At 53.4% G+C, this 15,188-nt stretch carries 15 protein-coding genes; 8 read left to right on the top strand and 7 right to left on the bottom strand.

Annotated features, from left to right (window positions below):
- Positions 1-12: 12 nt before the first annotated feature.
- The 3 genes from nqrF to sthA all read left to right on the top strand — a co-directional run bounded on the left by nqrF (position 13) and on the right by sthA (position 3,175).
- On the top strand, positions 13-1,245 hold the full coding sequence (gene nqrF, locus ACT3UM_RS13790) for an NADH:ubiquinone reductase (Na(+)-transporting) subunit F (RefSeq protein ID WP_498899645.1): 1,233 nt from the start codon (positions 13-15) through the stop codon (positions 1,243-1,245).
- Between the two features lie 221 nt (positions 1,246-1,466).
- Entirely contained in the window at positions 1,467-1,721 is a 255-nt protein-coding gene (nqrM, locus tag ACT3UM_RS13785; RefSeq protein ID WP_498899643.1) for a (Na+)-NQR maturation NqrM, read from the top strand.
- Positions 1,722-1,783: 62 nt separating this feature from the next.
- Complete coding sequence (sthA, locus tag ACT3UM_RS13780) at positions 1,784-3,175, top strand: Si-specific NAD(P)(+) transhydrogenase (protein ID WP_498899641.1); 1,392 nt, start codon at positions 1,784-1,786, stop codon at positions 3,173-3,175.
- A gap of 53 nt (positions 3,176-3,228) precedes the next feature.
- Here sthA and ACT3UM_RS13775 read toward each other — a convergent pair whose 3' ends face one another.
- The 5 genes from ACT3UM_RS13775 to leuS all read right to left on the bottom strand — a co-directional run bounded on the left by ACT3UM_RS13775 (position 3,229) and on the right by leuS (position 8,843).
- Positions 3,229-4,149: a PA2778 family cysteine peptidase gene (locus tag ACT3UM_RS13775; RefSeq protein ID WP_498899639.1), complete on the bottom strand. Its 921-nt coding sequence runs from the start codon at positions 4,147-4,149 to the stop codon at positions 3,229-3,231.
- Between the two features lie 68 nt (positions 4,150-4,217).
- Entirely contained in the window at positions 4,218-4,616 is a 399-nt protein-coding gene (locus ACT3UM_RS13770) for a PA2779 family protein (RefSeq protein WP_498899637.1), read from the bottom strand.
- Positions 4,617-4,702: 86 nt separating this feature from the next.
- Entirely contained in the window at positions 4,703-5,770 is a 1,068-nt protein-coding gene (gene holA / locus ACT3UM_RS13765; RefSeq protein ID WP_498899635.1) for a DNA polymerase III subunit delta, read from the bottom strand.
- On the bottom strand, positions 5,767-6,261 hold the full coding sequence (locus ACT3UM_RS13760) for an LPS-assembly lipoprotein LptE (RefSeq protein ID WP_498899633.1): 495 nt from the start codon (positions 6,259-6,261) through the stop codon (positions 5,767-5,769). Before ACT3UM_RS13760 ends, holA begins: the two co-directional genes overlap by 4 nt.
- The gene (leuS, locus tag ACT3UM_RS13755; protein WP_498899631.1) at positions 6,258-8,843 is read right to left on the bottom strand and encodes a leucine--tRNA ligase; all 2,586 of its coding nucleotides are present in this window, start codon (positions 8,841-8,843) and stop codon (positions 6,258-6,260) included. The genes ACT3UM_RS13760 and leuS overlap by 4 nt, the downstream gene beginning before the upstream one ends.
- Positions 8,844-9,004: 161 nt before the next feature.
- Between leuS and ACT3UM_RS13750 the strand changes: the two genes are divergently transcribed.
- Positions 9,005-9,526 (top strand): zinc ribbon-containing protein, encoded by a 522-nt coding sequence (locus ACT3UM_RS13750; RefSeq protein ID WP_226251462.1) that lies wholly within the window; start codon positions 9,005-9,007, stop codon positions 9,524-9,526.
- Positions 9,527-9,530: 4 nt separating this feature from the next.
- Here ACT3UM_RS13750 and ACT3UM_RS13745 read toward each other — a convergent pair whose 3' ends face one another.
- Positions 9,531-10,844 carry a hypothetical protein gene (locus ACT3UM_RS13745; protein WP_498899629.1) on the bottom strand — a complete coding sequence of 438 codons (1,314 nt, stop codon included), beginning with the start codon at positions 10,842-10,844 and terminating at the stop codon, positions 9,531-9,533.
- Between the two features lie 413 nt (positions 10,845-11,257).
- Entirely contained in the window at positions 11,258-12,220 is a 963-nt protein-coding gene (locus tag ACT3UM_RS13740; protein ID WP_498899627.1) for an integron integrase, read from the bottom strand.
- A gap of 310 nt (positions 12,221-12,530) precedes the next feature.
- Between ACT3UM_RS13740 and ACT3UM_RS13735 the strand changes: the two genes are divergently transcribed.
- The 4 genes from ACT3UM_RS13735 to ACT3UM_RS13720 are packed head-to-tail and all read left to right on the top strand — an operon-like array spanning position 12,531 to position 15,021.
- A complete protein-coding gene (locus ACT3UM_RS13735) occupies positions 12,531-13,151 on the top strand; it encodes a hypothetical protein (protein ID WP_498899625.1) in 621 nt (206 codons plus the stop codon).
- Positions 13,152-13,182: 31 nt separating this feature from the next.
- Positions 13,183-13,995, top strand: a complete 813-nt coding sequence (locus tag ACT3UM_RS13730) for a DUF2971 domain-containing protein (protein WP_498899623.1) — start codon at positions 13,183-13,185, stop codon at positions 13,993-13,995.
- Positions 13,967-14,590 carry an acetyltransferase gene (locus tag ACT3UM_RS13725; protein WP_498899621.1) on the top strand — a complete coding sequence of 208 codons (624 nt, stop codon included), beginning with the start codon at positions 13,967-13,969 and terminating at the stop codon, positions 14,588-14,590. Before ACT3UM_RS13730 ends, ACT3UM_RS13725 begins: the two co-directional genes overlap by 29 nt.
- Positions 14,575-15,021, top strand: coding sequence for an ester cyclase (locus ACT3UM_RS13720; protein WP_498899619.1), 447 nt, complete (start codon positions 14,575-14,577; stop codon positions 15,019-15,021). The genes ACT3UM_RS13725 and ACT3UM_RS13720 overlap by 16 nt, the downstream gene beginning before the upstream one ends.
- Positions 15,022-15,188: the final 167 nt, after the last annotated feature.

The raw sequence follows: 15,188 nt of genomic DNA, 5'->3' as shown, positions 1-15,188 counted from the left end.
TAGGAAACCGACATGGTTGATACAACAGTCATCTTGCTCGGTGTTGTCATGTTTACGGTCATCGTTATTAGCTTAACGGCGATCATTCTGGCAGCGCGTAGCAAACTTGTGAGTAGCGGGGACGTGACCATCGAGGTCAACGGCGACCCTGAGCACACCCTAAGTACGCAGGCCGGTGGTAAGTTACTCAATACCCTTGCCGCTAACGGCATTTTTCTCTCTTCCGCCTGTGGTGGCGGCGGTTCTTGTGCCCAGTGTAAGTGCCGGGTAGAAGAGGGCGGTGGCTCTATCCTGCCCACTGAAGAGTCGCACTTCACCATGCGTGAGAAGAAAGAGGGCTGGCGCCTCTCTTGTCAGGTACCTGTGAAACAGGACATGAAAGTCGAAGTGCCTGAAGAAGTCTTTGGGGTTAAGAAGTGGGAATGCGAGGTTATCGCTAACCCCAATGTGGCCACCTTTATTAAAGAGCTGAACCTAAAACTGCCTGAGGGTGAAGAAGTTGCCTTCCGTGCCGGTGGCTATGTCCAGCTTGTTGCGCCGCCTTACGATGTCAAGTTCTCTGATTTTGATATTGAAGAGGAGTACCGGGGCGACTGGGAAAAATTTGATATGTTCAAAATTTCCCACAAGAGCAACGAGGAAGTGATTCGCGCCTACTCCATGGCGAACTACCCGGATGAGAAGGGTATCCTCAAGTTCAACATCCGTATCGCTACGCCGCCTCCGGGCACTGATCATCCGCCTGGCTTGATGTCGACATACGTCTTTAGCCTTAAAGAGGGTGATAAGGTCACCGTGATGGGGCCGTTCGGTGAGTTCTTTGCCCGTGATACTGACGCCGAAATGATCTTTATCGGTGGCGGTGCAGGGATGGCGCCAATGCGCAGTCATATCTTCGATCAGCTGAAGCGCTTGAAGTCTGAACGCAAGATTACCTTCTGGTACGGTGCACGCTCCTGGCGTGAAACCTTCTACAACGAAGAGTACGACAAGTTAGCCGAAGAGTTCCCCAACTTTGAGTGGCACTTGGCGCTGTCTGATCCCCAGCCGGAAGATAACTGGGAAGGGCCGACAGGCTTTATCCATAACGTACTGTTCGAAAACTATCTGAAGGATCACCCTGCGCCTGAAGATTGTGAGTACTACATGTGTGGACCGCCGATGATGAACGCCTCGGTTATCAAGCTGCTGCTTGATATGGGCGTTGAGCCGGAAAATATCCTGTTGGATGATTTTGGCGGCTAAACTGTTGGCTTAGAGCTGATAGTCGTTGTAAGCGGGGCTGGCCTTTTGGTCGGCCCCGTTTGTTTATAGATCAAGACTCGCCCCAGGCGCTGATATGCATAGCGCGGCTGAGGTACAATAGGGCTAATCAATAAAGACCGTGAGGCACTTATCAGTACGGCTGTTGTCGGCAGGTAAGGCCAATAATTTAAAGCTAGGCAGTGTAATGCTGGGAGGTTGATATGACGATTTGGCTACTGGTATTTGGTTTTATGGCGCTGATCATGGGAGCAATGGCCGTGGGCGTCATTATGGGCCGCAAGCCGATTGCTGGCTCTTGCGGTGGTTTAAACCAAATTGGCATGAAAGATGGCTGCGATATTTGCGGCGGCAAAGACGAAGTCTGTGAAGAAGAGAATCGCAAGCGTGGCAGTATCCGCCGCCGCAGCGATGAAAGCCGCGGCGCTGACTTAGGCTATGACGCCACCCGTCGATAGAAAAGCCGTGCGGTAGAGGAAAGGGTCACGCTTAATAAACGGGAACAGGAGACGCAGTGAGTATGGCGGTTCACAATTACGATGTGGTGGTTATCGGTACGGGGCCTGCGGGGGAAAGCGCTGCTATCAACGCTGCAAAGAATGGCAAGCGTGTAGCCATTATTGAGAAGCAGGCGCAGGTTGGTGGCAATTGTACTCACTGGGGCACCATTCCTTCCAAAGCGTTGCGTCATCAGGTCAAACAGATCATGGCGTTCAACACTAACCGTATGTTCCGCGATATCGGTGAGCCACGCTGGTTCTCCTTTCCCAAAGTGATGGAGCGTTCGCGCGGCACAATTGATAAACAGGTAGAGATGCGCACCACCTTCTATGCGCGTAACCGCATCGATCTGTTTCATGGCGTCGCCCGTTTTAAGGATGAGCATACCCTGGTGGTGCGCGACCGCCAGGAAGGCATGGAAGAGCTGGTGGCTCAGAAAATCGTCATTGCCACCGGTTCACGCCCTTACCGCCCTGCTGATATTAACTTCCGCCATCCGCGTATTTACTGCTCTGACACCATATTAAGCCTTTCGCATACCCCGCGCACTCTGGTCATTTTCGGGGCTGGGGTGATTGGCTGTGAATATGCGTCGATCTTTTCCGGCTTGGGCGTCAAAGTCGATCTGATTAATAACCGCGACAGCCTGCTATCGTTTCTGGACGACGAGATTAGCGATGCGCTCTCCTATCATCTGCGTAAGCACGGCGTGTTGGTGCGTCATAATGAAGAGTATGAGAGTGTTGAGGGCGATGAGTCAGGCGTCGTTATACGCCTCAAGTCAGGTAAGAAAATTCGCGCCGATGCGTTTTTATGGGCCAATGGGCGAACCGGTAATACCGACAGCTTAGGCCTTGAGAATATTGGCTTAACCGCCAATGGGCGCGGGCAGCTAAGTGTCGATGAGCATTATCGTACCGAAGTTCCACATATCTACGCAGCGGGCGATGTGATTGGCTGGCCGAGTCTGGCCAGCGCGGCTTACGATCAAGGCTTGAATTCGTGCAATGAGTTGCTCGACAAAGAGTATCGCTTCGTCAGTGATGTGCCCACCGGGATCTACACCATCCCCGAAATCAGTTCCTTTGGCCCTAATGAGCGTGAATTGACCGAAGCGAAGGTGCCCTACGAAGTAGGCAAAGCCTTCTTCAAAGATACCGCCCGGGCACAAATTACCGGTGATACCGTGGGCATGCTTAAAATTCTTTTCCACCAGGACACCCTGGAAATCCTCGGCATCCACTGTTTCGGTGACCAGGCCTCGGAAATTTTGCATATCGGCCAAGCGATTATGCAGCAAGAGGGCGATGCCAATACGCTCAAGTACTTCGTGAATACCACCTTTAACTATCCCACCATGGCAGAAGCCTACCGGGTGGCTGCGCAGAACGGTTTAAACCGGGTTTTCTAAGTTGTTTTAATGCTGGGAGTGCAAGGGAGTACTCCCATTAGGGTGCTAACATCTCAAATTCCATCTAGCAGCCGCTGTGCCCGAGTTTGCCAGTCGCCTTTAATAGCGGCAGCATTGGCGAGCGCCTCGTGCGCGTCCTCAGGTGAATCGTTTTGCAGCAGTAAAAGGCCTAGATTTAGCCATGCAGCCCCCATTGACGCATCCAGCTCGGTTGCCCGCTCAAACGCCTTACGTGCGTTGTCGGGTTGTTGGTCAGCGTAAAGCGCGTTGCCCAGCGCAAACTGCCCCATGGCATTGCCAGGATGGCGCTCTACAAACGCTTGCCAGCTTGAAAGCGTGGCGAGCGGCCCATGGGACTCTTCGTAGGCGCTAATCGCTTCCAGCGCGTTACGGGCGCTAATGCCCGCGGGCAGTGTGCCCGGCTCGGCGACGACAAACCCCCAGCGTTCTGTGCGTGCCCAGGTGGCATCGAAGCGGCTGAACGACAGCGTATGACGCTCAATTTCTCCGCTGCGCAGGATGAGCGTTTCACTGGGCAGGTCGTAGCCAATAGCGACGGCGTAGTGCCACATAGGGTAAATCGGCAGCGACAAATTCTGCATGACGACCACCGGATCGCCCGCTGCCAAATGGTTTAATAGGGCATCCATGGTGCCGCGAATAGGAAACGCCAGCTGCTTATGCCGCCGCACTGTAGCGAGCATTTCTGGTTGCACACTGCCATCGCGGCCGGGTAGGAATACCTGAGGAATCAGCTCTTCAACGTCGGTGTCGACACCCTGATGATTGAGTACCATCGCCAGTGTGGCAGGGCCGCACTGATATTCCGTTTGGGCATAAAACGGCACGCTGGTGATTTCTGCATGGGGGGGTAGCGCTTGGTAGGTGCTTTGCAGTAATACCGGATTTCGCGCGCAGCCGCTAAGCAGTAGCAGCATAATAAAAACGCCCGCAAAGCGGGCGTTAGTAAGCATGTTATTCAAAAGCCTGTTATTCAACAACCGGTTATTCAACAACATAGGAGTCATGTGCTGCCTATTAATTAACGAGTAAACGGGTAAACGTCGGTCAGGCCAAGAATATCGGTTACCAGCAGGATGATGAAAACAGCAAATAGGGCGCCTACAACGCCAGCACCGGCAGGCAGTTGCTCAAGCTGTTCGGCCATTTGCTGCGCTTCAGCATCGCTCAGTGCGGCAACACGAGCTTCGACTTCGTCCAGGTCAACACCTTGTTTTACCAACTGATCTTGCACATCGGCGCGGGCCAGGATCTCGTTAATCCGTTCGCGATCAGCGCCAGCACGGTCAGCTGCCAAAACAGATTGGGTGGAGACTAAATCCATGGATTGGGGCGCAGTGGGTGCAGCGGCAACGGGTAAGCTGGTAATAACCAGCGCTGCAATCAGTAGGGTAGAGAGGTAAGCACGCAATGTTTTCATCGTCTTCTTCCTTATAGACTAGTCGGGGTGGTGTGGAATGAGTATAGAAACAAATGGGTTGATTTTTAAGCTTAAGATGCAAAATGCTAATTGTTTGCACTAATGCGATAGGTCCAGGCGGATTCGGATAGCAGCCCGCGGCCCCCGGCCATGGTCATCGCCAAATCGTGCAGGCCGGGCCATAGCGGCACCGCCGCCGCGCCTTTGACGGCTAAGTCGAGGCGTTGCGCCATTAACAGCAATTTATGCAGCCGCTTCATGGGCAGGCGGCCAATCGCTTTCTGGTACGCCGGGCGGCGTTTATCAAAAATCATCGGCTTTTGGGTTTTGCAGGCGTGCTCAAAGCTTTGGCCTTGATCCAGGTGCTGATGCAGCGAGAGCAGGGTACGTAGCTCCCGGCTAAGCGCCCACAGCACAATCGGTGCCTCAACGCCTTCACTGCGTAGCCCGTTGACAATGCGCGAAGCACGGCTGGGTTCGCCTTTTAAGCAGGCATCGGCCAAGTTGAAAACATCGAAGCGGGTGCTGTCTTCGACTCCTTGGGCAATGCTTTCAACGTTTAAGCGCGTGCCCTGAGGATGAATCAGTGCCAGCTTCTGAAGCTCTTGGTCAGCGGCCAGCAAATTGCCTTCGGTGCGCTCGCCCAGCAGTCGGGCGGCGTCCAGGTCAATCTGTAAGCCATGAAATGATGCGCGGTCGCGCAGCCAATAACCTAACCGGGAGGCATCCACCGGCCACACCGGTACAAACAGGCCGTGTTTATCCAGGGTTTTAAACCAAGCGGTTTTCTGCTGCTTGGCGTCTAGCTTACCCATGCTGATCAGTAGTACATCGTCGCTGTTATCCAGGGTTTCAGCGTACTGCGCCAACGCTTTACTGCCTTCTTGGCCTAGCTTGTGATTGCCTAGCCGCAGTTCCAGCAGCTTGCTGGTCGCAAACAGCGAGAGATTGCTCGACATTTCCATCAACCGGCCCCAAGCGAAATTGGGCTCCACGTCGAGGACTTCGCGTTCTTCAACGCCTGCCTGGCGTGCGGCGGCCCTCACCGCATCGCAGGCGTCGCGATGCTGTAAGGGTTCATCGCCCGAGACAATCACTACGCGGGGCAGCTTTTTTGCCAACGCAGCGGGTAGCTGATCAGCAAATACCTTCACTGCATACCCTCAACGTACGCCAGGCGTTCGATAATGCGATCAGAGAGCTGGCGTGAAAGCGTTTGCTCAGCTTCCATCATCAGCGTTTCGCGGTTGAGCAGGTCGTCATCGCTAACGCGAATGCGGGTATCCGTCGACAGCGTTTCATTATTGATGTGGTAAGCATTAGACGCCCGCTCTTGAACGGAAAGCCTGACGCTGAGTGTTAGCTCGTGCTCACGGCTTGCTCTGCCATCGCCGCCTAATCGACGCTCGGTCAATACAGGCGAGCCCAAGGTGACCCGCCAGGGCGCATCAGCGGCTACCTGAGTGCCTAACTGTTGAAGCCGCGAAGCGACCTGCTGGGCGACGGCACTATTGTTGTCGCCTTCTAAGGCAAGAGTGGGCAGCGTAGGCAGCGATTCAGTGCCGCGTAGCCGAAACCCGCAGCCGCTGAGCAGCACCGCCGCCGAGGCGGCGATGCTTGTGGTTAGAAAAGTGCGTCGGTTCATCCACTCACCACGATGTTAACCAGTTTGCCGGGCACCACGATCACTTTACGCACGGTGTTGCCTTCAAGGAAACGTTGTACGTTTTCGTGTTCCATGGCGAGTTTTTCGATGGACGCTTTATCGGCGCTTGAAGGTACCTCAAGGCGCGCGCGCAGTTTACCGTTGACCTGCACCACCAGCTCAATAGAGTCGCGTGTAAGGGCAGATTCATCCACCACCGGCCAGGTTGCTTCAATCGCCGGGCCTGAGTGGCCAAGCGCTTCCCAGAGACTATGGCACAGGTGCGGCGTAATCGGCGAGAGCAGCAGCACGCAGGCTTCCAGCGCTTCGCGGCTAACCGCCAGGCCAGGCTCAGAGCTATCGTCGAACTTGCCAACCGCGTTAGAGAGCTCCATCACCGCGGCAATAGCGGTATTGAAGGTGGTGCGGCGGCCAATATCGTCGCTGGCTTTCTTGATGGTTTCGTGGGTTTTGCGCCGCAGCGTTTTCTGGTCGTCATTGAGTTCGCTGATATCCAGTTTGCTAGGCGTACCCGCTGCCAGATGGTCATTCACCTGACGCCATAGGCGCTTCAAGAAGCGGTGGGCGCCTTCTACGCCGGAGTCCGACCACTCCAGGGACTGCTCGGGCGGGGCGGCAAACATCATAAACAGGCGCACGGTATCGGCACCGAACTTGTCGATCATCGACTGCGGGTCAACGCCGTTGTTTTTCGATTTGGACATCTTCTCAATGCCGCCCATCTCCACCGGCTCGCCGTCGCTCATCAAAATAGCGCTAAGCGGGCGACCTTTCTCATCACGCTTCACTTCCACGTCAGCGGGGTTAAACCACTGCTTGCCGCCGTTATCGGTGGGGCGGTAGAAGGTTTCCGCAATGACCATGCCCTGGGTCAACAGCTGCTGGAAGGGCTCGTCGGAATCCACCAAACCGAAGTCGCGCATCAGCTTGTGGAAGAAGCGCGCATACAGCAGGTGTAGAATGGCGTGTTCGATACCACCGATATAGAGATCCACCGGCAGCCAGTAGTTGGCGCGGTCATCTAGCATCGCTTCGGTATTATCGGCACAGCAGAAGCGCGCGTAGTACCAAGACGACTCCATAAAGGTGTCGAAGGTATCGGTTTCGCGGGTCCAGCCGTCGCCCAGATCAGAGAACGCTGGCATCTTCTTCAGCGGCGAGCCCGAGGCGTCGACGGTAACTTCCATAGGCAACGATACCGGTAGCTCGTCATCGGTCAGCGGTACCGTCTGACCTTCCGGGCCGTATTTAACCGGAATCGGCGCGCCCCAGTAGCGCTGGCGGGCAACGCCCCAATCGCGCAGGCGGAAGTTGGTTTTGACTTCGCCACGGCCAAGTTCCGCCAGCTTCGCGGCAATGGCATCGAACGCTTGCTCAAAGCCCAGCCCATCGAACTCCCCGGAATTGACCACGGTGCCGTACTCGGCGTAAGCGGCTTCGGAAATGTCCGCAGGTTTGCCGCTCTCGTCAGCAATCACTGCTTTAATTGGGACGCCGTACTTGGTGGCAAACTCCCAGTCGCGCTGGTCGTGGCCGGGTACCGCCATCACCGCACCGGTACCAAACTCCATGAGTACAAAGTTAGCCACGTAAACGGGCACTTCATCGCCGGTTAGCGGGTGAACCGCCGTATGCCCGGTGAGCATGCCTTTCTTCTCTTTGGTAGCCATCTCGGCTTCGGAAGTGCCACCCCTGGCGCACTCATCACAGAAAGCTGCAAGCTCACTGTTCTGCTCGGCCGCCTGCTTGGCCAGCGGGTGGCCAGCGGCAACCGCCACATAGGTAACGCCCAGCAGCGTATCCGGGCGAGTGGTATAGACCGCTAGCGGCTCATTGGCTTGGCCATCAGCGCCTTTGACATCAAAGGTCAGCTCGACACCGCGGGATTTGCCAATCCAGTTGCGCTGCATGGTTTTGACCTGCTCGGGCCACTCGACTTTATCCAGATCGGCCAACAGCTCATCAGCGTAGTCGGTAATCTTCAAGAACCACAGCGGGATCTCTTTACGCTCAACCAGCGCGCCGGAGCGCCAGCCGCGGCCTTCAATGACCTGCTCATTGGCGAGCACGGTCTGATCAACCGGATCCCAGTTCACCGTCGACATCTTTTTATACACCAAGCCCTTCTCCACCAGCTTGGTGAAGAACCACTGCTCCCAGCGGTAGTAGCTGGTATCACAGGTGGCGAACTCGCGGCTCCAGTCGTAGGCAAAGCCCAGTGCCTTCAACTGATTGCGCATGTAATCGATGTTTTGGTAGGTCCACTTGGCAGGCGGCACCTGATTCTGAATGGCGGCGTTTTCCGCGGGCATGCCAAACGCATCCCAGCCCATGGGCTGCATGACATTTTTACCCTGCATGCGCTGGAAACGGGACACAACGTCGCCGATAGTGTAGTTACGCACGTGGCCCATGTGCAGCTTGCCGCTGGGGTAGGGGAACATGGAGAGGCAGTAGAACTTCTCCTTGTTGGCATCCTCTACGGCTTTGAAGCACTGATGTTTGTCCCAGTACTGCTGGGCGTCGCGTTCGATATCACGAGGGCTGTAGTGTGCGTCCATCGGTTTATTAATGCCTTGGCGTATTCGCCCAAAAGGGGCGCAAAGTGAATGTTAGATGACATCTGTCAGATAAGTGAGGTCGATTGTATCCTATGCGGGTGTATCCTTGAACGGTAAGCCGATGATAGGTAACTGCACGCGTCGACAAAAGGAGAGGCACCATGAGTGAACAGCAGAATGACAATCGCCTACGCGAAGGCTACGAACGCCTGCTAGAGCGGATGCAGGGGGGCGCTAACGAGCTAACCTGGGAAAACTTACAGAAGGATCTGGACGACGCGGTCGAGTTTGAAGCGGAGCTGGAAGAGTACACCAAGGACGAGCTGGCCTTGCTGCGCGCCTGGGTCGAGCGTGACCTGAAAGATATGCGCTACTACATGGCAGATACCGGCAAGCAGGTGGCCAGCTGGTTGGGTATCGATATTGATGGCCTTTCACGCCGTGTGGCGGAGTCGCTGCTTTCGATTGCCGACCGTAGCGTGGTCGAACGCGAGCGCTTTGAGGAAGATTTAGAGGCCGCCCGCGCCGACTACTGCGAAGGTGAGATGGCGGCGCCCGGTCTAATGGCCTGCACCCACTGCGATGCCCAGGTAATGCTGCCCACCGTGGCGCGCCTGGAGCCTTGCCATCAGTGCGGCCATCGCTATTTCTACCGCTTCCCTAGCAAAATCGTTGAGACCTGATCGATTAGGTAACCAGTAAACTGACGCCTGCGATCGCCCCCAGCGAGAGCAGGCTCATCACCGCCGCATAGAACAGGTTATTTTTCATCATGCGGTAACCGCTCACCCCGTAGCGTCCCTGCAGTGACAGGTTAATGCCCGAAAGCGGGCCCACGCTGGTGCCCACCGCCCAAGAGGTTAACGCCACAAACGCAAATACAGTCTGTTCGCCATTCTGCAGATTCAGCATTGAGGCCAACACCGACACCCCAATAATGGGATGTAAGCCTGCCAGTGCGCTCAACGTGATCCCCGCAAAGCTAAGCATCGCCTGGGGCGCACCAAAGCGGGTGAACAATGTCCAGTCGCTGCCAGCCGCGGCGGTTACCAGGGTCGAAAGGCCAATGGTTAATAACCCCGCCGCCAAAAACAGCGAAATCTCCCCGCGCATGGCGGGTAGCCGCGTGGTAGTGTGCTGGCGAATGCGTCGCAGGGTAAAACGGGGCCCATGGGGTAGGTTGCTCAACACCGCCACGCTGGGCAGCAGAAAGGTAATAATGCTGACGATGGTAAGGGCAGGGGTAAGCACAAAGTGAAACAGCATCACCAACGCCGCCATGCCCACTGGCATTAACAGGCTGCGCGGAGCCAGTGAGTAGCCATCCACCTCAGCAAGATCGAACCGCCGCCTAAGCTCCAGAGTGGTTAACAGCCCCGACAGCATCGCCATGGGAAAGCCCACCACGGCAATTTGCGCATACTCAACGTCGGGTACTAGCGCGATCACCACGCCCATGGAGGCAAAAAAGGGCGACCACAGCGCCGCGCTGCTCAGCCCACGGTTAAGCGCCAACAGCTGCGGCGTAGTGAGCGGCCCACGCCGAGCCAGCTTATCGCCAACCATAAACACGGTAGAGAGATTTAAAATCGTACCCAGGAAGTGAACGCCCAGCCAAGTACGCAAAATACCGCCCGCCCCAGTCACGCGGCTTCCCGTTGCGCCCTTATTACCTTGCTTACCAATCAGCGAGATAAAGCTAACGCCCACCAACATAGCCGCCACAAACGAGTTGCCCTGCAACATGGCAGGCCAATCGACATCCGTACCATACACAAACCGCGCCACCAGCAGCATGCCCGCACCGAGTGCGATGAGTACGGCCGCCTGGACACGCGAACGGCGAGGAATATCCCGCCACAGCAACACAACCGCCGCCCACAGCAAATAACTCACCGCATGGGCAGTGCTCAACCAGCCAGTAAAGCCAATAATTTGTGCGATCAAACCAAGCAAAATCAGCACGCCCGCCAAGCGCTGCCGAGGAGTCGTCTCTTGCATGCCAAACCCTTAATAGTGAATTAGCAGGCTAATCGGATTTGCAAAGGAAGGCCAGTGGCAACAGCGCATCAGACCGTCAATATTGTGGGAGGGCGCTTCAGCACGCGAAGATTAAGCCGCAATGCTGGCGGTGTTACTGAAATGTAAGAAAGCAACCTTGTAGCGCGTGGTAACGAATCTGCGAGGAACGAGCAAATGAGGCACCCGCGAAAGTACCGCGAAGCGGTACCAGATCAAGGCAACCAACGATCTATTGACCCCAAAGAGGAAACACTTTTTTGCACCGGCACGTGACCTAAACCAAATTTATGAATAAGGTGTAATTAATGAGTCAAGCACAGTTGCAACTGGAACGTTCTAACGTAACCCAGGTGTGCCGTGGCGGTAGCGTGGTTAGAGTAAAAGTCTAGTCACTATGTTATAGCATCAAGAGGGCTTGTTAAGCCTGCAAAATGCTGGCCAAGGACGTGTGTGTAAATCTGTGTCGTAGATACGTCAGAATGCCCCAGTAACTCTTGAACCGTTCGAATATCTCTGCCGTTTCTTAGCAGCTCGGTAGCAAAACTGTGGCGAAACGTGTGGCAAGATATTTTTTTATTAGACAGCTTTGCCGCAACCACTGCCTTCTTTAACGCTTTTCTGGGTACCGAGTCATGTAAATGGTGGCGACAAAGCACGCCAGTGACTGGGTGGCGAGAAATGCTGATAGAGGGAAATAAATACATCCATGCAGGCTGGCGATAAGCAGAAGGGTATTTTTTGGCTAAAACACCTGGAATAGAAGGGCCAATACCTTCCTTGTTGTCCCGTGCTTGTAGTTCCAGCGCATTGGAGATTACCTCTCGCGTGCTTTCAAAAAGGGATGGGCTAAAGATGGTCACTCGATCTTTCGACCCTTTACCGTCTCTCACGGTGATTGCCCCTCGGGAGAAGTCGATATCTTTCACCCTTAAGCGCAGGCATTCAGTAATTCGTAACCCAGAACCGTACAGAAGTGAAAAAATCAGTTTATCTCTACCGGTCATCTCCTTAAGGATATTAGCGACTTCAGCCGCCATGAGCACTTCAGGCAAACGTTGTGGTTTAGAGGCATAATTGAATTCAAGATCGCCTAATGGCTGCTTGAGAAATTGGTTATATAAATAAGCCAGCGCATTCAACGCTATACGTTGGGTATTGACTGCCACATTGCGTTCAGTGGCGAGGTAGCCCAGAAAACGTACTACTTCAGTTGCCCCCATCTCACTGGGGTGGCGACAATTGTTGTACCGAATGAAAAAACGTATCCAGTAAATATATGTTTTCTCGGTTCGGATGCTCATTCCACGAACACGGATGGAGGTGCGAACCTCATTAAGGAAAGGGCTGCTAGCCATTTGTGGAAATCCTCAATTTGCTGTATATAAAAACAGTATAATTGGGTATTTTCAATCTGCAATGCGTGTTTCTCAGTATTCCTGGTATGGTTATGTGCTCAATTTCACGTGTGCTGCTTTATAAAACGTATAAATAACAAGGAGTTGGTAAATTTCTTTATGTGTTTATGTGCAATTTTTAAAGATGGCTTAAAATGATAACGCGCATGCGCATTTTTCTAGCAAGCTCAAACATGGGGATTGGTGGTTTTTTATGATTATCAATGGCTTGTAGGTTGTTTGTGAGGCTGGGCTTTCCAGGAAAACGCGCATGCGCACTAATAAACTGTTAGCTCTAGGAGAGTACATGGGCTTCAAAGTTGTCGTAGATACACTTGCTTCGTTGGCTGCACTTATAGCAATCCTGTCAGTTTTGGTTGGATGGTATAGCAGTGCGCGGAAGCCTCTTAGTATTTCTAGGGTGGTGGTACATAAAAAGGATGACGGCTTAACCTATATCATAGTGACGAAGAACAGAACGTCGTATCCAGTTGAAACAAAAAGAATTGATTGCTTTTCACAGAAAACTTTCGAGATAGAGCAGCGGGTAGGAGAAAAGCCAGAATACGTTGAGAAACTATCCAGCCGATACTCTGTGTTTTCGTCAAAAGCTTCATTCGAGGTGCCAGCCAAAGGAAATATCGATATTCGTATGGAGGTGGGTGGACAGAACGACATCCCCGATCGCCTTATCTTTTCGATTGATACTACTCACGGATACCATGAGATTTCCTGTAACGATATTACCGTCGTCGAAATCGGAAAGTCCGTGGTTTACTCGGTCGAATTCAAGAAGGAATATGGTTCCAAGAGTCGCGCGATGATGGTGTACTTTTGGAAGCGAATTGTCGAGCTAACCAAGCGCTGCAGCCGACGGCTTCGCCGCGCCTGAGCTCAGCGTTAGCTTCTTTTGAGGGAGGTTCATGATTCTATACAAGTACATGTCCTTCGGTGCCGCGCGAAAGGTAATCGATACCCTATCACTAGGATTTTCTTGCCTTGAAGATTTGAACGACCCTTTTGAGTGTACAGCCTTTGGCTTTAAGGATAGCGATGAGTCTATAAGCGCGAAAACCGTCACGGGTGCTTGTAAAAACCGTTTCTCGAGAAAATACGGTGTCTTATCGTTGACTCGTCAGCCGTTGAACGCGCTTATGTGGTCGCATTATGGAGACTCTCACCAAGGGGTAGTTCTTGGGTTCGATAGTGATTCGGCCGGCTTTTCAGACCCGCAAAGCAATGTGATTCCAAGCCAGTATGGAGAGATGATTTACTCAGCTACGAAGCCGCACAACGATCTACCCGTGATTGGCGAGCATGAGCTAATGAATATTGGTGGTAGCCTTCGTTTTGACTCGAATGCCTTCAATCTAATGAAGAGAGCTTTTCTGTATAAGTCTCTCGAGTGGGCATACGAAGAAGAGGTCCGTGTTGTAAAAAGTATAGAAAATATCCCCTTTGGTTATCACACGGGTGGTGGTCGCTATCGTGAATGGAATAAGGTGACTGTCTTTGGTCGACCTCTATACTGCTTTGATTTGCCGGAGAACTCGCTTAGAGAAATTTACTTGGGGCGACATTTATATAGAAATGTTACCAAAGGCGGCTCTGTTACCGGTGAAGAGTTGAAAGGTGTGCTTCAGTCCTGGGGGAGGAAAGATATCAAGATGATGCAATGTGAACCCGATGTTCACTCGTGGAACCTCGTTGCAAAACTATCTATCAACCAAAGCTAACCAGTGGCTGTTGGCGGACGCACCTGGCGCTCCGGCACGCCGCAAAGCCAGGGCGTTAAATTTTCAATCGGGTTTAGTGATGAATATTGAGATCGTAGAAAAAGCAGATCACCTTCAGCTGATAGAAGTCTGGGAAGCCTCAGTCAGGGCAACGCATGATTTTCTGGCTGAAGTTGATCTACAGGAGTTAAAGCCGTTAATTCTGGAACAGTATTTTGACGCAGTTGATTTAAGGTGTGCTAAAAACGGTAAAGGTGAAATTCAGGGATTCTGCGGAGTACATGACGGTAATATTGAGATGTTGTTCATTTCACCTTATGCACGCGGCAAAGGCATTGGTGCCATGCTAGCGGCCCATGCTATCAAAGAGCAGGGGGCATCAAAGGTTGATGTAAACGAGCAGAATGAACAGGCGCTAGGTTTTTACCAGCATATTGGCTTCAAAGTGACAGGTCGATCACCAGTTGATGGGCAGGGTAAGCCTTATCCGTTGTTGCATATGGCGCTATGGAAATTTAACAAGGCCAGGCACGGCGACGTCTTTTTCGTTGCGGCTTCGCCTTCACTACAAAGCCGCGCGTGCTGGCGGCGTTAGGCCTCAGAGGAAGTTATCTCTTGCGTGCATTGGACATCATTCAGCGCCTTCACGATCTCTGGAACTCAGGTGCTGCCGACGAAATACCGTTGGTCTACTCCTCATCCTTCGTTGCCCATATGCCGAAGGGGTGGTCTCAGTCGACATTCGAAGGGCATGCAGGTGCCAGAGCCATGCTCTTGCGCATTAGGACAGCTTTTCCCGACTGGCGCGAGGAGATTCTCGATACCATCGAGACCGCCGACACGGTTGTCACTCGCTATCGCTCGAGTGGGATCAACACGGGCCCGCTGGACGGCGCTCCACCTTCGGGGCGCAAGATCGTAGTCGATGAGATTTCCATCTACCGCATCGCGGATGCCCTCGTACAGGAGCAGTGGTGCCTTGTGGACGATCTGACATTTGCGCGTCAACTAGGCCGCCTTGGGTAGCCTTATAACTACGATCAGAACATCGTGGTGGTGATCAACTACCAAGATCAGCTTCAACCAGACTCCTTCTGAACACGCAGCGCACTGTCTGATCAAGCACAAGCTCGACTTGGTGGTTTTCTATCCAGGGCGATGTGCTTATAGCGTAGTAATGCCACGGCAGGTTT

This window comes from Halomonas sp. AOP13-D3-9 (genome assembly GCF_052379125.1).
Classification (GTDB): Bacteria; Pseudomonadota; Gammaproteobacteria; order Pseudomonadales; family Halomonadaceae; genus Vreelandella.
Note: the sequence above shows the minus strand (reverse complement) of the source record. Positions and strands in the feature narration are given on the sequence as shown.